We start from the raw sequence: 15,961 nt of genomic DNA on the forward strand, positions 1-15,961 counted from the left end.
CGCGCAGTTCCCCGCGCCCCTTCGGGGCGCCGGGTACCGCGCCGGACTTCGGCGGGTCCGCTCGGTGCGAGCCCGGCGACTGCGCGGGCTATTTCACCGCCATGGGATTGACCGGGGAGCCGACGGCGCCGGTGATGGGGAGGGGAGCGGCGGTGAGCCAGAACTCGTACACGCCGTCATCGGCGCAGTCCGCGGCGAGGGCGTCGAGGTCCCACATCTCGCCGATCAGCAGGCCCATGTTGGGGATGACGACCTGGTGCAGCGGCTGGAAGGCGTTGTCGAACTCGTTCGGCCGTACCTCGAAACCCCAGGTGTCGGTGGCGATCGCGGCGATCTCGGTACGGTGCAGCCAGCCGGCGGTGGTGAACGACAGGCCGGGCGCGGGGCCGCCCGCGTAGTCGCCCCAGCCGTCACGCCGGGCGCGGGCGAGGCGCCCGGTGCGGACGAGCACGATGTCGCCGCGGCCGACGCTCACGCCGTGGGCCTCGGCGGTCGCGGTCAGGTGCTCCTCGATGATCGCGAAACCGTCGGGCAGCTCCGGTTCGCCGTCGTCGTCGCCGATGGCCCGGGCCACGTCCAGCAGGACGCCGCGACCGGCCACGTACGGGGCCATGTGCTCGATCCCGGTGACCAGGTCGCCGGCGGAGGTGACGACCTTCTCGGCGTCGCGTCCGTTCCACGCCTTGCCGTGGTCGAAGATGTGCCCGAGGCCGTCCCACTGGGTGGAGCACTGCAGCGGCATCGCGATCACGTCGTCCGCGCCGCCGATACCGTGCGGGAAGCCCTGGTTGCCGAGGGCGGCGTCGGTGCCGGTGTCGAGCATGGTGTGCACAGGGTTGGTCCGCCGGCGCCAGCCCTTCTGCGGGCCGTTCATGTCGAACCGCTGCGAGAGGGAGAAGCTCACGCCCCGGCGCACCAGCGCCGCGCCTTCGCGCCGCTTGGCCTCGTCGAGGAAGTTCAGCGTGCCGAGCACGTCGTCCTCACCCCATCGCCCCCAGTTGGAGTAGGCCTTGGCGGCCTCGGCGATCGCGCCCTCCGGGTCGTGGCGGTCCAGGCTCATGGCGTCTCCTCCACACAGCGGGTGCGCTGCATGCCCAGCCCGGTGATGGAACCCTCCATGACGTCGCCGTCGCGCAGCAGCCGCCCCCAGTGGATGCCGTTGCCGGCCGGACTGCCGGTCAGCACCAGGTCGCCGGGCAGGAGCCGGGAGGTCTGGGAGATGTACGACACCAGGCGCGCCACGCCGAAGAGCATGTCCTTGGTGGACTCGTCCTGCATGGTCTCGCCGTTCAGCTTCAGCGTGACCCGCAGGTCACCCGGGTCGGCGATGGACTCCGCGGGGACGATCCAGGGCCCGAGCGGGGTGAAGCCGGGGGCGTTCTTGCAGCGCAGCCAGTCCGTGCCGATGGCCTTCATGTCGCGGCGGAAGACGGTGGCGCGGTCGGTGAGGTCGTTGGCGATCGTGTACCCGGCGACGTACTCCAAGGCCTCCTCGACGGACACCCGGAGGGCGGGCCTGGCGATGACGGCCGCCAACTCCAGCTCCCAGTCCGGCTTTTCGGCCCGCGAGGGGAGGACGACATCGTCGTACGGACCGGTGATCGCGCTCGGCAGACCGATGAAGACGTACGGCAGGTCCTCGGCCGCCCGGCGGTCCATGACCGCGGCGATCTCCGCACGCGCCTCTTCGACCGTGCGGGGGTCGTCGGGGGAGCGGTGGGCGACCTCCAGGTCGATCACGTGCTGGCGGTAGTTGGCGCCGGACTGGAAGATCTGGCGGGGCTCAAGCGGGGCGTGCACGTACAGGCCGTCCAGCGGCAGCCAGTCGAGCGTGTCGTCGTCGGCCAGGGAGCGCAGGACCGGGAGGGTCTCCTCCCACCGTTCCAGTAGGGCACGCACGTCGGACGGTGCCCAGTCCAGGGCTTTGCCCAGGTCGAGCACCCGCTCCTCGGCCAGGAGACCAGGGAACGGCTCCCCTTCCGGAACCGAGACCGTGCCGAGCGCAAACGGGCCGGCAGGTTGCGCGAGCGTTGCCATGAGATTTCCTCCTGCTGGGTTGCGGTCTACTGTGGCCTCGATCGGCGGATCACGGAAATCGCTCCTATGGATGCGTCGAATCCATGACGTGGATGGCTCTTGCTCGCATAGGTGGTGCCCGGTGAACCTGTCCCGACTCGACCTCAATCTGGTCCTCGCCCTGCGCGCCCTGCTGGAAGAGCGCAATGTGACCCGGGCCGGCGAGCGCGTCGGGCTGAGCCAGCCCGCCATGAGCGCGGCGCTGTCCCGGCTGCGCCGCCATTTCGACGACGAATTGCTCGCCCGCACCGGCAACAGCTACGAACTGACACCGCTCGGTGTCTCCCTGCGCGACCGCAGCGCCACCGCGTGCGACCTGCTGGAACGCGTCTTCTCCAGCCAGGCCGACTTCGACCCGGCTGCCGAGAACCGTGAGTTCACCCTCCTCGCCGCCGACTACGGCGCGGCAGTCTTCGGCGCCGCGCTCGCCCGCGTCCTGCACCAGGAGGCACCCGGGATCCGGCTCACCTTCCGGCACCCGACGCCCGACGTCACGGAGAACACCGCCGCCCTGCTGAGCACCGTCGACGGACTGCTGATGCCGCACGGAGTCATCGACGGCTTCCCCGCCGTCGACCTCCACCAGGACCGCTGGCTGTGCATGATCGCCGACGACCACCCCGAGATCGGCCACGCACTCACCCTCGACCAGCTGGCCCGCCTGCCCTGGGCCGTCTACCAGCGCCCCTACGACGCCCCGGCCGCTCGCCAGCTCAGCATGCTCGGCATCAGCCCCCACGTGGAGGTCTCCGTCCAGACCTTCCAACTGCTGCCCTACATGATCGAGGGCACCCGCCGGGTCGCGATGATCCAGGAGCGCCTGGCCCGCAGAGCGGTCCGTTCCGCCGCCGTGCGCGTCCTGCCCTGCCCCTTCGAGGCGGTACCGGTGCAGGAGGCGATGTGGTGGCACCCGGTGCACACCCAGGACGCGGCCCACATCTGGCTGCGGCAGAAGGCGGCGGAGGTGGGCGCGACGCTGAAGGGCCACGACGCGGACGAGGCCGTATCCGTCGTACGGGGCGCGGGGCCGACGCCGGGCCTGCTCTGATCCCGGACCGGAAACCCGCCAGGTGTTCGGCACGTGTGGGCCTTGCCGCCGTCCGGTACGACGGCGAGGCCGGCACGCGATGCGGGACGGGGGGCGGGGCACCGTCGTCGGTGCCCCGCCCCGCCGGCTCCGCGGCCTCAGGTCAGCTGCTCCGGCTGCGGCCGGGGATGCGCGGCCCCCGCGCGGCGCAGGGCACCCCACAGCCCCGCCGCGACAACCGCGGCAGCGGCACCGAGCAGGCCCACCGCCCCCGCGAGACCGCCGGCCGCCGGCTCCAGGCCGAGCAGCACCAGCGGACAGACGAACGCACCGCCGAAGAAGGCCGACGTCCACAGCCCCGTACCGCGGCCGCGGTCCTCGAACGCCAGACGGGACATGGCACTGGTGAGGAGGGCGGGCAACAGCATGCCCGTGCCCAGACAGTTGACCACCGCCCCGACGACCAGCAGGGGGGCGCTGCCGGCGAGGAACATCACCCCGAAACCGGCGCCACAGACCGCGAAGACCGCGGGCAGCGTCACGTCCGGGGAGCGCTTCAGCCGGGCGAACAGGAGCGCTCCGGCCACGGTGGCGGCACTCGCGATCGCCGTGGCCAGACCGATGACGCCGGGGTCCTCCACACCGAGGTCGTCGAGCAGGTACGCCATCTCCACCGGGACCGTGTAGAAGACCATCGCTCCGAAGAAGGTGAGGGCGCAGATCCCCGCCAGCGGCCGCCAGGGGAACGGACGACCGGTCATGGCCACGGCCGGGGCCTCGTCGGTGGCCGCGCGGGCCGCCGGGTTGGGCAGAGCGGCGACCATCAGCGGGGCGATCACCAGGCTCACGGCGTAGATCCAGAAGGGCACGCGCCAGCCCGCCGCACCGACGGCGCCGCCGACCACGAAGAAGGCGGTGGCCGACGCGGAGGTGCACACGGCCTGCAGCGCCAGGTACTTCACCCGCTGCCGGCCGCTGTAGTAGTCGCCGATCAGTGTGGTGCAGCAGGTCATGATGGCGGCCTCGGCGACACCGACCAGGGCGCGGCTGGCGATGATCGCGCCGAGCGAGTCCAGCCAGAGCGGCGCCGTTCCGAACATGGCGTACAGGACGGTCGCCACGACCAGCAGGCGCTTGCGACCGAGCCGGTCCACGATCACCCCGGCGAACGGGGCCAGCAGTGCCAGCGACAGCGCCGGAACGGTCAGTGCGAGAGGCACCAGCGCCTTCGCCCCCGGCGTCGAGGCGAAGTGGTCCTGCATCCTCGGCAGCACCGGGGCGATCAGCACTGCCCCCAGGACCGGCAGACAGCTGCCCGCCATCAGCAGGGTCAGGCGCAGCAGATGAGCCGGGCCCGAGACGGCGAGGGCTGGCGGAGCGGGGTCGTCGACCGCGGTGGGAGACGGCGGCGGAACGGAACCGGGCATGGCGACTCCAGGGGACTGTGTACGGGAGCGGGCATGCCGTCACGGGCGCCGACGGCGGCGCACGGCATGCCGCGGAATACCGGGGAAGGCCACACACCGGGTGCTGGTTGCTGGTCCGGACAGCGGTGCGCGGGTGGCACGACTATGGGCTGTACGTCGCCCCGCCGCTATCCTCCGCACGATCCGAATCCCGTATCCGCGTCATCCACGCCATGAATGAGACCGCCATGGATGAGACCTGCGCCTCCCTCTCATGCCCACCAGGAACCCTCAGGAACGAAGCCGCCCCTTGCTCCGCATAGCGGCGCGGACCCGCTCCTCTGTCACCCCGCGCCCAGCGATGTGCGGCGTGGTACCGCGGCGCCCGGCTTCTTCGAGGACCGTGACGGCGTTGGTGCGCAGCCGCTTGGAGATCGTCTCGAAGATCGTGGGCGTCTCCGGCCGGAATCCGGAGTAGCGGGCGTCCATGGCGAAGGCGGCGGCCACGACGCCTCCGGCGTTGGCGATGAAGTCGGGCAGGACGGCGATTCCGCGTTCGGCGAGGACAGCCTGGGCCTGCTCGGAGGTGGGGAGGTTGGCGCCCTCCACCACCAGCCTGGCCTTGATCTGGTGGGCGGCCTTCTCGTCGATGACGTCCTGGACAGCGGCCGGTACGAGGATGTCGCAGTCGACGGTGAGTTCCTGGCCGGGCTGGATGACGACGCCCTGGGAGTGGCGGGTGACGAAGTCGTCGCCGTACGCGTCGTGGGCCGCCCGCAGCGCGGGAACGTCAAGGCCGGTGGGGTAGTGGAGGGCTCCCCGCGCGGTCGACACCGCGACGATGGTGGCGCCCAGCTCGGCGAACCGTACGGCCGCGGCACGACCCACCGCTCCGAACCCCTGGAGCGCCACGCGGGCGCCGCTCAGCGGCAGTTGGAGATGCTGAGCAGCGGAGTCCGCGGCTTCGGCGACTCCGTACCCGGTGACGCCGAGCTTGTCGTAGGCGACTCCGCCGAGGTGAGCCGGGGTGCCGACCGCCGCACCGCGGTCGCCGAGTTCGTCCTGGATGATGGCCGCGTCGTCCTCGGTCAGGCCCATGTCGAGGCCCATGACGTACTCGCGGGGCACCTCGTTGGCGAGCGCGCGGGCGAAGGCGCGCAGGATCGCCTCCTTGTCGGGGGAGGCGGGGTCCGCGACGATGCCGGCCTTGGCGCCGCCGTAGAACAGGTCGACTCCGGCCCACTTCCATGTCATGACACGGGCCAGCCGGGCGACCTCCCCCACGGAGACGTTCGGGCTCATCCGCGTGCCGCCCTTACCGACACCGCGGGCGGTGTTGTCGATGACCAGGACACCCTTCATTCCGGTACGTCGATGGGAGACGACGACGATCTTCTCGGGGCCCCAGTCGTCGACGAGGGAGAGTGCGTCAGTCACGGTGCGGGTTCCTTGTCCGGTGGGGACTGATGGGGACTGGTGGGGAGATGGCTGGAGTGCCCTAGGACTGCTCGCGCAGCGCACGGGCGATCAGCTCGGCGAGGTGAGTACCGCTACGTTCGGTCTGCTGGGCGATCTGCGTACGGCAGCTGAAGCCGTCGGCAAGGACGAGGGTGTCCGGGCCGGCCGCGCGTACCGCCGGCAGCAGGACTTGCTCACCGGCAGCCACGGAGACCTCGTAATGACCGCGCTCGAAGCCGAAGTTGCCCGCCAGCCCGCAACAGCCGGAGTTCAGCACGCTGTTGTCGACGCCCATGGCTTCCAGCAGTGTGCTGTCGGCACTGAAGCCGCTGGTGGCGTGCTGGTGACAGTGGGTCTGGCTGATCGAGTCGGCGTCGATCCGTGGCGGCTGCCAGCCCTCGGTGTGGTGGAGGAGGAGTTCGGCGAGGGTGAGCGTGGACTGGGAGAGGGCCCGCGCGTCGGGATCGCCGTCGAGGAGTTCGGGCAGATCGGTTCTGAGTGCCGCGGTACAGCTCGGCTCCAGGCCTACGACCGGGACGCCTTCGCGTGCCGCCGGTGCGAGCGCCGCGGCGGTGCGGCGGGCGATACGGCGTGCCATGCCCAGCTGGCCGGTGGTGATCCAGGTCAGCCCACAGCACTGGGTGCCGTCCGGGACCTGGACCCGGTATCCGGCGTGCTCAAGAACCGCCACGCCGGCCTTGAGGACTTCGGGCGTGAAGTGGTTGTTGAAGGAGTCCACCCAGAGCATGACCGGCCCGCGGTGTCCGTCGCCTTCAGGAGTGCGCGTACGGAACCAGGTCAGGAAGGTCCGTTCGGTGAAGCGGGGCACCTCGCGTTCGGCGGCGATACCGCCCAGCCGCTTGACGAGCGGCGCGAGGCGGGACGTGATGAGCCCGTTGACCAGCCGGGGCATACGAGCGGCCAGGCGGGACAGCAGGGGCAGCCAGCCCATGGAGTAGTGGGATGCGGGCCGCAGGCGCCGTCGGTAGTGATGATGCAGGAACTCGGACTTGTACGTGGCCATGTCGACCTCCACCGGGCAGTCGACGCTGCACCCCTTGCACGACAGACACAGGTCGAGCGCGTCGCGCACCTCGGCGGACCGCCAGCCGTCCGTGATGACCTCGCCCTGCGTCATCTCGTACAGCAGACGGGCCCGGCCCCGGGTGGAGTCCTTCTCGTCGAGGGTGACGCGGTAGCTGGGGCACATGACATCGCCGCGCGGGGTGGCGCTGCGGCACTTTCCGACACCCACGCAGCGGCGGGTGGCCTTGGCGAAGTCGCCGTCGTCGGCGGGGAAGGGGAAGACGGTGGCCAGGGGCAGCGGGGTGCGGTGCGGGCTGACCCGGAGGTTGCCGTCGAGGGGCAGCGGTTCGACGATCATTCCGGGGTTCAGGCCGTTGTCGGGATCCCAGACGCCCTTGAACTGCTCGAACAGGGCGATGACTTCGGGCCCGTACATCAACGGCAGCAGCTCGGAGCGCGCCTGACCGTCGCCGTGCTCGCCCGAGAGGGAGCCGCCGTGGGCGGCGACGAGTTCGGCGGCCTCGGTGACGAAGGCGCGGAAGACGGCGGTGCCGTGCTCGGTCGTGAAGTCGAAGTCGATGCGTACGTGGAGGCAGCCCTCGCCGAAGTGCCCGTACACGGGGCCCCGGAGTTCGTGGCGGCTGAGCAGTTCGGTGAACTGCCGTAGGTAGGAGCCGAGTTGGGCGGGTGGTACGGCAGCGTCCTCCCAGCCGGGCCAGGCTTCTGCACCGTCGGGGGTACGCGTGGCCAGACCTGCTCCGTCTTCCCGGATCCGCCACAGTTGCCGGGCCCGTACGGGATCGGTGACGACCTCGTAGCCGGTGAACCCCGCGGTCCGGCCAGCTGTCGTGGTGAACTCCTCGGTCAGCTTGGGGAGTTCGCCATCCTGCCCGCCGAACTCGGCGAACAGCCAGGCCTGTGCGCGGGGCAGGGTGTCGATCGTCCTACGGGTCTCGGCGCGGGTGACGATGTCGGTCAGGGCCTGGTCGAGTCCTTCCAGCGTCAGCAGTTGGTGCTTGAGGAGGGTCGGTACGGCGTCGGCCGCGGCGCAGGCGTCCTGGTAGCCGAGTACGACAAGGGCCCGTGCGGGAGGCGGAGTTACCAGGCGGACGGTGGCGGAGAGGACGACGGCCAGCGTGCCTTCGCTGCCGACCAGGGCGCGGGCGAGGTTGAACCGCCGCTCCGGCAGCAGGTGTTCGAGTGCGTAGCCGGAGACCTGCCGGGGGAAGCGGCCCAACTCCGTGCGCAGGGTTGCCAGGTTGCGTTCGGCCAGCCGGTGCAGGCCCCGGAGTCCTAGCCCGGACACCAGGGAACAAGTAACCCGCCGGTAGCCTTCAGGGCTTCGTGACTGCGGTCTTCTTCGGCTGGCGAGGCACGGTCCTGGTCTTGTCGAGGTGCCCGTACACCGTGGACCGCGGGACGCCGAACATGTCGGCGATCTGCTGGACGGTCTTCTCCCGCTCGTCGTAGAGCCGTTGGGCGAGCGCGGCCTGGTCCTCGGTGAGCTTCGGCCGGCGCCCGCCGACCCGCCCCCGGGCCCGCGCGGAGGCGAGCCCGTCGTTGGTGTTCGCCACGATCAGTTCGCGCTGGAGCTCTGCCAGTACGGACAGCATCCCAAACATCGCCCGCCCTTCCATGGTGGCGGTGTCGATGCCCTGCTCGATGACGTGCAGCCCGATGCCGCGCTCGCGCAGCTCGGCGCCGAGGGTCACCAGGTGCAGCACGGAGCGGGAGAGCCGGTCGAGCCGGGTCACCTTCAGCGTGTCGCCCTCGCGCAGCAGTTGCATGACGAGGTCGAGCTTCGGGCGGGATGCCTTCGCGCCGCTGGCGACGTCGAGGTGGATGTTGTCGCGGTCGACGCCGTGGCGGAGGAGCGCGTCGATCTGATGATCAGGGTTCTGGTCGGCCGTCGATGTGCGGCAGTAGCCGATGAGCATGGTCGGAAACTACCCCGAAGGACCCGTTCTCCGACGTTGATTTCCGACGCGAGTTGCCGACACTGCCCACCTGCGGGTTCGTGATCACGGCCCCGAGTGTCGGCAGACGTTCGTTTACCGACACTGCCGAGCTTGATTCACGTGCGCCTGGTGGGGCATCAGGGGTGATCGGGCCCGACAATATGAGCCAACGCGCGCAGACCAGCAACGATGTCGGCGCCGGTGGGAGCCTGGTCAGGGTCGGTGAGCCATTGCATCATCAGGCCGGAGAGCAGGGCCATCTGGACGGCACCCAGCGTGCGCGCCGCGTCGTCGCCGACCGCGTCCTCCTCGACTCCGCCGAGAACGGCCGCCAGGCCCCGCCGCCCCTGAGCCTGGCCCCCGGCGAGGTAGCGGCGCAGGTTCTCGGAGTGCTCGGCCTGGGTGAGCGCCTCGATCGAGGCGAGCCATAGGGCGCGGTGCATGGAAAGGGACTTGATGATCCGGTCCCACATCGCCTCGTAGCGCTCCGCGGGCGTGGCGCCCTCCGTGCCGAAGTCGGCCAGGGTGCGGCCGACGTGGGTGCCCCATTCGTCGATGGCGTCGATGAGCGCGGCGTTGAGCAGCGCCTCGCGGGAGCCGAAGTGGTAGCCGATGGCGGCCATGCTGACGCCGCCCGAGGCGGCGGTGATGTCGCGGACGGTGGTGCGTGCCCAGCCCTTCTCCTCCAGGCAGCGGCGGGCTCCGGCGAGCAGGTCTTCGCGATTTCCCATGGTCGGAGGCTACTCAACGGTGACGCGCCCGCACAAGACGAATGCCTTAGGCGAGCGCCTTAGGCATTCGTCTTGTGCGTTTGCCTAAATCTTCGCTACGGTCTTTCCATCGCCACCGACAAGGGGGATCCATCATGAACACCACTGCCGCGAACACCGCTGCGACACGCGCCGAACTCGTCATCGACGGCCGCCGGCTGTCCTACCTCGAGTTCGGCGGGACCGGCCGCCCGATCGTCGCGCTGCACGGACACCTGTCCGAGGGCGCATCCTTCGCCCACCTCGCCCAGGTGCTGGGCCCCGATTGGCGGTTGATAGCCCCGGACCAGCGCGGCCACGGGGAGTCCGACCGTGCCGCCGACTACTCGCGGGAGGGCTACCTCGCCGACATCGAGGCCCTCCTGGACGACCTGGGGCTGGACCGCGTCGTGCTGCTCGGCCACTCCCTCGGCGCCATCAACGCCTACCAGTTCGCTGCCCGCCACCCCGAGCGCGTCACCGCGCTGGTCAACGTCGAGGGCGCCGCGTCCCTCGGCCTGGAGGGGCCCAACCCCTTCGCCTTCCTGCTCAACCAGCCCTACCAGGCACCCACCCGTGAGGCGCTGCTCGCGGGCCTGGGCCCGGCCGCGCCCTACTTCGCCGACCGGCTGCGGGAGAACGCGGACGGCACCTGGCGGCTGCCCTTCCACCCCCAGGACATGTACCGGTCCGAAGACCTCGTTCACGGCGACCACTGGGAGGACTGGACGGCCACCCACTGCCCGGCCCTGCTGATCCACGGCACCAAGGGCATCATCCCGGCCGAGCAGATCCGGGCCATGGTCGAGCACCGCCCCGGCACCGCGCCGGTCGAACTCGATGCCGACCACCTCATCCCCACCACCGCCCCGGACGCGTTCGCCGCCGCGGTCAAGGCGTTCCTCGCCACGATCTAGGCAGCCCGCAGCCTCGCTCGTCTCTCCCGTCGCCTCCTCGGCCTAGCTGCCGAGGAGGCGACGCCCATCGAATGCGGGCGGGAGCAGGCGACTCGGTGTCGACTCGAGCGCCATCAGGCGCCGGAGCCCAAAGAAGCCACATCACCGGGTGCGGGACGGCGCTGGCTCGGTACGGAGGCGGCCGGTGCCAGGTCGAGCCGCTTGTCCATCTCCAGCCGGAAGGTGCCGTACGGGTTGACGTTGGACCAGAACAGCGCGGTCAGGCCCCGCCGGTCCTCGTCCGAGAGCTTCTTCGCCCAGGCCGGTTCGGCGAGGACCTGCTGAAGCAGCAGGGTGTTGACGTGAACGAGCGCGGACTGGAGCAGGTGCAGGGCGAGCATCGAGGTCTCGGCGCGTTCCTTGTCCGGGCCGGTCAGCGCGCCGTCCTTGCCGTAGTGGAGCACGGTGTTGGCCGAGTTCCAGGTCTCCACAACCTGGAGCCCGCCGTGGATCTCCCGGCGCAGGCCGGGGGCGGCGAGGTAGTCGCAGGCGAAGACCGTACCCTCCTTGCCCCGGACCTTTTTCAGCTCCGCGGTGAGCTGCCTCTCCACCCGCCGCTCGGCCCGCGCGTTGATCTTGTGGACTAGGGCAACCAGCAGCTCCACCAGGGAGTCAGTGATCTCCGCCTGACGAGAGGAGCACAAGGCCGCGAGCAGGGTGATCCGGGCGTCCTCAGCGGTGTCTCGGAAGTCCGAGGGGTACATCTTGATCGCCCTAGACCGCCATGCGGCCATCAGTTTCTCCGAGCAGTCCGCGAACAGCCCCTGGGGAAGCCCGAGTTTGCGTACATCGTTCAGCTTGGTGATTTCCGTCAGCAGCGAATCCAGCCCCACCGCGCCGGGATCACGCTTGAGCAAGGCCAGCAGGCCGGCGCCGTCCTCGTTGTCCTCCGCGACCAGTGCCAGCAGCCGGGCCACGCCGACGTCGCCCAGGCGCTCGATGGTCCGGGCGCAGAACACCTTCTCCCACCGGTTGCGTGCGGCGACCAGTACCTTCTCGATCCGGGTCCGGCCCGGCGGCTCGATCTTCCTCGCCCGGCACTCGACCAGCAGGGCCTCCCGCTGGCGATCCTCCACCAGCTCGACCGGGCATACCTCCACGGCCAGCCACGCGGTCAGCAGCTCCTCGTCGTCCAGCGTCGCAGGCCGAAACTTCAGGGCTTCCCGAATCTGCTTACGGTGCCGCTTCGCCCCCGCCAGGTCGTACTTCGCAAGCTCAGCCACAGGGACCTTTACCAGACCGGCGACGTACTCGACAGCGGGCTGCGGGAACTCCTCGATGAACTCCGGGAACCGGCCCTCCATCTCGAAGAACTTGAGCATCAGGCAAAAGCCGAGACGGGTCGGACCGGTCTTGTTCGCCACCAGGTCCCAGTCACCGTCCACCAGCGTCCAGCACGCCACCACGTCTTCCGGCGACCACTCCTGCCGCACACCCGCCCCATTTCGTCGCCCCACCCTGGGATTCGCTCGTTCAGCCCAACGAGGCGCACGACGACGAGAAACGGGAGATCTGACCCACTGAAAGCTACCGACGAGTTACTTGCTCCCTGGTGTCCGAGATAGGACTGCGGGGCCGTGCAGGGACGCGATGAGCTCGGCGCGGTCGTCGCCGGCGGCTACGGCTTCGTCGATCTCGGCCTGGGTCATCTCGCCGAGGCGCAGGACGGTCCCGCGGTAGGTGACCACCTCGAGTTCCAGTACGTTCTCCGCGGTGCGTCCCCAGGCGACGGAGTGCGAGCCGCACGCGTTGTTGCCGATCATGCCGCCGAGCGTGCAGCGGCTGTGGGTCGAGGGGTTCGCGCCGAAGAGCAACCCGTGTTCGCCGGCGGCCCGTTGCAGCTCGTCCAGAACGATGCCGGGCTGCACCGTCGCCGTACGCGCAACGGGATCCAGCGCGAGCAGACGATTGAAGTAGCGGGAGAAATCCAGGATCACGCCGGAGCCGACAGCCTGCCCCGAGGTACTGGTGCCCCCGCCACGCGAGGTGATCGGCACGCCCAGACGGCGGCACACGGCCAGCGCGTTCAGCACATGCCGCCGCTCGCGGGGGAAGACCACGACCAGCGGAATCCGGCGGTAGTTGGAGGCGTCGGCCGAGTACTGAGCCCGGCGCCCGGCATCACCCTGCACCTCGCCGCAGTCGCCCCGGGCGAGCGCCTCGGTCACGGCCGCCGCGCCGAGACGCTTCGGGCCCTGCACTGTCGCCGTCACCTGAAACCTCCGAGGATGCCTCGGCCTTCAGGCCAGGGGGGAGTCGGACTCCTGCGGAGCAGGGCACGGAACGGGGTTCCGCCTCCGGGGCGAAAGACCGCCCACGCGGCCGGGTGAGCTGACTGCCGTGCGTTGCGAGAACCAAGCGCGTACGCCGTGCTGATCGAGAACCAAGACAGCACATGCACCTCCAAGCCTTGCGGTACAAACCGGGCTGGTTTCAACCCGGCTGGTGTTGATCGTGGAAGACCTGTCGGGTCGCTGACCTGCGGGCTGCGTGAGCCAGGAACCCCCTGCTTCAGCTGGGGGAGGATTCAATGCGGTAGCTCCCTCATGCTCATACGGTCACGTTCGACCTCGTCCCCGTCACGATCTGCGTACACCTGCCTACTCCGCAAGACCCAGCAGCGCGAGAGTAATGACTCCGCAGGGCAAGTGATGCTTATGCTGCTCGCGAGTTGCCCCGGAGGCCGGCAGGAGGAATCCGTTGCTCAAGCCGCAGCATCTGCTCACCTTGCGAGCCGTCGTGCGCACCGGCTCGTTCGTCATCGCGGCCCGTGATCTCGGCTACACCGCCTCCGCGATCTCTCAGCAGATCTCGGCCCTGGAGAAGGAGACCGGGCTCGTCCTCTTCGAGCGGGAGGCGCACGGCATCCGGGCCACCGCGGCCGCCCACCGGCTGGTCGACCTCAGCGTCCCGGTGCTGGCCGCCATGGACGACCTCGGCCACCAGGTGCACGAACTCGCAACCGGTGCCACCGGCCGGCTGAGGCTGGGCAGCTTCCCCACGGCCAGTGTCAGGCTCGTACCGGCAGCCTTGTCGGCTCTGACCGCGACCCACCCGCGCGCACAGATCCGGCTCGAGGAGGGCGAGCCGGACGAACTCGTCGACGCGCTGAACGACGGCGATCTCGACGTGGCGCTGGTGTACGAGTACGGACTCAGCCCCCGCCAGTGGCCGGACGGAATGGCCCGCCATCACCTCGTACGCGAGGACCTCGTCCTGCTCAGGCCCCGTGGCAGCGGCCTGAGTTCACGCCTCGCCGGGCTGTCGCGAACCCGCTGGATCACCAGCAGCGAAGGAACGGCCGGAGCGCTCTCGCTCACCCGACTGTGCGCGGCAGCCGGAGTCGAAGCCGCGGTCGCCTTTCGCAGCAACAACTACGACGTCGTACGGGAGTTGGTGTCCGCCGGTCTCGGAGTGGCGATCGTGCCGGGTCTCGGCCACTCGCCCGGCGATTCGACCGGCGACGCGGTGGAGGCGACACGGCTCGCGCAGCGCTCGGCCTTCCGCCGGGTGATGGCCCTGCACCGCAGCGAGAACAGCAACCCGCTGCTCGGCACGATGATCCGCTCGCTGCGAAGTGCCGTACCGGCAGAGGACCCGTACGTGCACCCGGCGCAGGACGAACAGACGGCGTAGGGATCACGGCGGGGCCCAGCCCGGTGTCCCTGACCGGGCTGGGCCCCGCCACAGTGCGGCCGGCTGACTACTTCGCGGACACCTGAGCGACCGGCGGCTCGGGACGCGCACAGCGAGGCGGCTCCGGCGACCAGGAACGAGATCAGTACGGCGGGCCCGGCGGTCTCCCTGGCGACGGCCGCCGCCAGGCTGAAGATGCCGGCACCGATGATCGCGCCGACGCCGATCATCGTCAGCTGCGTCAGGCCGAGGGTACGCACCATGCGTTCGCCGGCGGGCTGTTCGGAGGGGAGTGTGCGCCGGAAGATCCCCTGGGGTCCTTTCCCCATCAGCGTGGAAAGCCCGGGTTTGGGGGCTTGGTTGAGGGACATCGCTCGCTCCATGGCAGGCAAGCGGCGGCGTGACGGGCCGCCGACGTAGTGTGGGTCACCACTGGCCTGAAACCATTGCCCAGGGGCGGTACGCCCGGAAGCCTCAGCAGCGCGACAACTTCCGCCTCTGAGACCAACAGAAACTGTTCCTGCCGCCACGGTGAGGAGCCACTTCCGCTTTGCTGCTTACGCCGGGACCGCGCCGCGGCTTAGGCCTTGGCCGCTCCGGGCGGCAGCCGGTCAGCCGAGGTGCGCAGGACATCGACGAGGGCGGCCACGGTCGGCCGATGCTCGGCGAAAGAACGGAACACCACCACGATGTGACGCTCCATCACCTCCTGCAGCTCCAGCACATCGATACGGGACGGGCGCAGCCGCAGCATCAGCTCCGTCACCACACTCACCCCGACACCGGCCTCGACCAGGGCGAGGGTGGCGGCCGTGTCCGTCACCTCGTGCAACACCTGCGGTTCGAAGCCGGCCCGACGGCAGGCGGTGAGCACGGCCCGTCCGTAGTAGCTGCCGACCGACGGCAGGATCCATCCCCGATCCCTGATGTCCGCGAGGGAGATCCTCCGCCGCCCCGGCATCGCCCCGGCGGGAACCGCGAGCGAGAAGCGCTCCCGGGACAGCTCCGTCACCCGCAGGGACGGATCGCGCGGAATGGGTACGTCGGGGTAGTCCAGCCCCAGCGCAAGATCCACAGCTCCGCCGGCGACCGCGTCGTACACCTCGTCCACGTCCATGTCCCGGCTGCGCACGGTCACACCCGGATGCTTCGCGCGTACCTGCTGCAGGGCGGGCGGCAGGATCTCGGCGGCGGCCGTCGCGAAGAGCCCGATCCGCAGCGTCCCGGAGACCTCGTTGCGAGTGCGCTCCAGCGCTTCGACGGCCTCGGCCTCCGTGGTGAGGATGCGCTCGGCGTGCAGGGCCAACGTCGCCCCCGCGTCGGTGAGTTCGACCCGGCGCCCCACCCGCCGCAGCAACTGCATACCGGTGGCCTTCTCCAGCGCGGCGATCTGCTGCGAGACTCCGCCCGGGGTGTAGCCCAGGGCCTCCGCGACCGCGGTGATGGTGCCGCGTCTGGTCAGCTCCACCAGGGAACGCAGCTGTGCACTCGTCCAGTCCATTCAGGGATCGTAAAAGATCAGAAGCATTAACCGTTGATAGACGTCAACGGTTGGGTTGCTGCACGATGACGCACAGCACAGATAACGGTCGTAACAGATAGCTGCTCGGCACCCACCCCGTACTGACAACCCCCGCCGCCCGCAGGACGGTCCGACCCGTCCGCGTCC

General features: G+C 70.1%; 12 protein-coding genes and 2 pseudogenes. 3 read left to right on the top strand and 11 right to left on the bottom strand.

What is annotated here, in order from left to right; all coding sequences use genetic code 11:
- Nucleotides 1-88 precede the first annotated feature (88 nt).
- Both ABD357_RS10070 and ABD357_RS10075 read right to left on the bottom strand, forming a co-directional pair.
- Complete coding sequence (locus ABD357_RS10070; RefSeq protein ID WP_344389105.1) at nt 89-1,060, bottom strand: cyclase family protein; 972 nt, start codon at nt 1,058-1,060, stop codon at nt 89-91.
- Complete coding sequence (locus tag ABD357_RS10075; RefSeq protein WP_344389107.1) at nt 1,057-2,037, bottom strand: fumarylacetoacetate hydrolase family protein; 981 nt, start codon at nt 2,035-2,037, stop codon at nt 1,057-1,059. The genes ABD357_RS10070 and ABD357_RS10075 overlap by 4 nt, the downstream gene beginning before the upstream one ends.
- Before the next feature lie 121 nt (nt 2,038-2,158).
- On the opposite strand from ABD357_RS10075, the gene ABD357_RS10080 reads away from it, so the two are divergent.
- Entirely contained in the window at nt 2,159-3,124 is a 966-nt protein-coding gene (locus ABD357_RS10080; RefSeq protein WP_344389109.1) for a LysR family transcriptional regulator, read from the top strand.
- Nucleotides 3,125-3,261: 137 nt separating this feature from the next.
- Here the strand turns inward: ABD357_RS10080 and ABD357_RS10085 are convergent, their stop codons facing one another.
- The 5 genes from ABD357_RS10085 to ABD357_RS10105 all read right to left on the bottom strand — a co-directional run bounded on the left by ABD357_RS10085 (nt 3,262) and on the right by ABD357_RS10105 (nt 9,682).
- Entirely contained in the window at nt 3,262-4,530 is a 1,269-nt protein-coding gene (locus tag ABD357_RS10085) for an MFS transporter (RefSeq protein ID WP_344389111.1), read from the bottom strand.
- Nucleotides 4,531-4,800: 270 nt separating this feature from the next.
- A complete protein-coding gene (locus tag ABD357_RS10090; RefSeq protein WP_344389113.1) occupies nt 4,801-5,946 on the bottom strand; it encodes a Glu/Leu/Phe/Val family dehydrogenase in 1,146 nt (381 codons plus the stop codon).
- A 61-nt stretch (nt 5,947-6,007) separates the two neighbouring features.
- Entirely contained in the window at nt 6,008-8,299 is a 2,292-nt protein-coding gene (locus ABD357_RS10095; protein WP_344389115.1) for an FAD-binding and (Fe-S)-binding domain-containing protein, read from the bottom strand.
- A 28-nt stretch (nt 8,300-8,327) separates the two neighbouring features.
- The gene (locus ABD357_RS10100; RefSeq protein ID WP_344389116.1) at nt 8,328-8,930 is read right to left on the bottom strand and encodes a recombinase family protein; all 603 of its coding nucleotides are present in this window, start codon (nt 8,928-8,930) and stop codon (nt 8,328-8,330) included.
- A gap of 158 nt (nt 8,931-9,088) precedes the next feature.
- Entirely contained in the window at nt 9,089-9,682 is a 594-nt protein-coding gene (locus ABD357_RS10105; RefSeq protein ID WP_344389118.1) for a TetR/AcrR family transcriptional regulator, read from the bottom strand.
- Between the two features lie 134 nt (nt 9,683-9,816).
- Here ABD357_RS10105 and ABD357_RS10110 point away from each other — a divergent pair, with 134 nt between their 5' ends.
- Nucleotides 9,817-10,617, top strand: coding sequence for an alpha/beta fold hydrolase (locus ABD357_RS10110; protein WP_344389120.1), 801 nt, complete (start codon nt 9,817-9,819; stop codon nt 10,615-10,617).
- A 113-nt stretch (nt 10,618-10,730) separates the two neighbouring features.
- Here the strand turns inward: ABD357_RS10110 and ABD357_RS10115 are convergent, their stop codons facing one another.
- Nucleotides 10,731-12,089 carry a Tn3 family transposase gene (locus ABD357_RS10115; RefSeq protein WP_344389122.1) on the bottom strand — a complete coding sequence of 453 codons (1,359 nt, stop codon included), beginning with the start codon at nt 12,087-12,089 and terminating at the stop codon, nt 10,731-10,733.
- Nucleotides 12,090-12,233: 144 nt separating this feature from the next.
- Nucleotides 12,234-12,869: pseudogene (locus ABD357_RS10120) on the bottom strand (FAD-binding oxidoreductase); the annotation flags it as partial.
- A 487-nt stretch (nt 12,870-13,356) separates the two neighbouring features.
- On the opposite strand from ABD357_RS10120, the gene ABD357_RS10125 reads away from it, so the two are divergent.
- The gene (locus ABD357_RS10125; protein WP_344389124.1) at nt 13,357-14,292 is read left to right on the top strand and encodes a LysR family transcriptional regulator; all 936 of its coding nucleotides are present in this window, start codon (nt 13,357-13,359) and stop codon (nt 14,290-14,292) included.
- Nucleotides 14,293-14,393: 101 nt separating this feature from the next.
- Here the strand turns inward: ABD357_RS10125 and ABD357_RS10130 are convergent.
- Nucleotides 14,394-14,621, bottom strand: a pseudogene (locus ABD357_RS10130) (amino acid permease); the annotation flags it as partial.
- A gap of 251 nt (nt 14,622-14,872) precedes the next feature.
- The gene (locus ABD357_RS10135) at nt 14,873-15,793 is read right to left on the bottom strand and encodes a LysR family transcriptional regulator (RefSeq protein WP_344389126.1); all 921 of its coding nucleotides are present in this window, start codon (nt 15,791-15,793) and stop codon (nt 14,873-14,875) included.
- Nucleotides 15,794-15,961: the final 168 nt, after the last annotated feature.

This window comes from Streptomyces vastus (assembly GCF_039532825.1).
Classification (GTDB): Bacteria; Actinomycetota; Actinomycetes; order Streptomycetales; family Streptomycetaceae; genus Streptomyces; species Streptomyces vastus.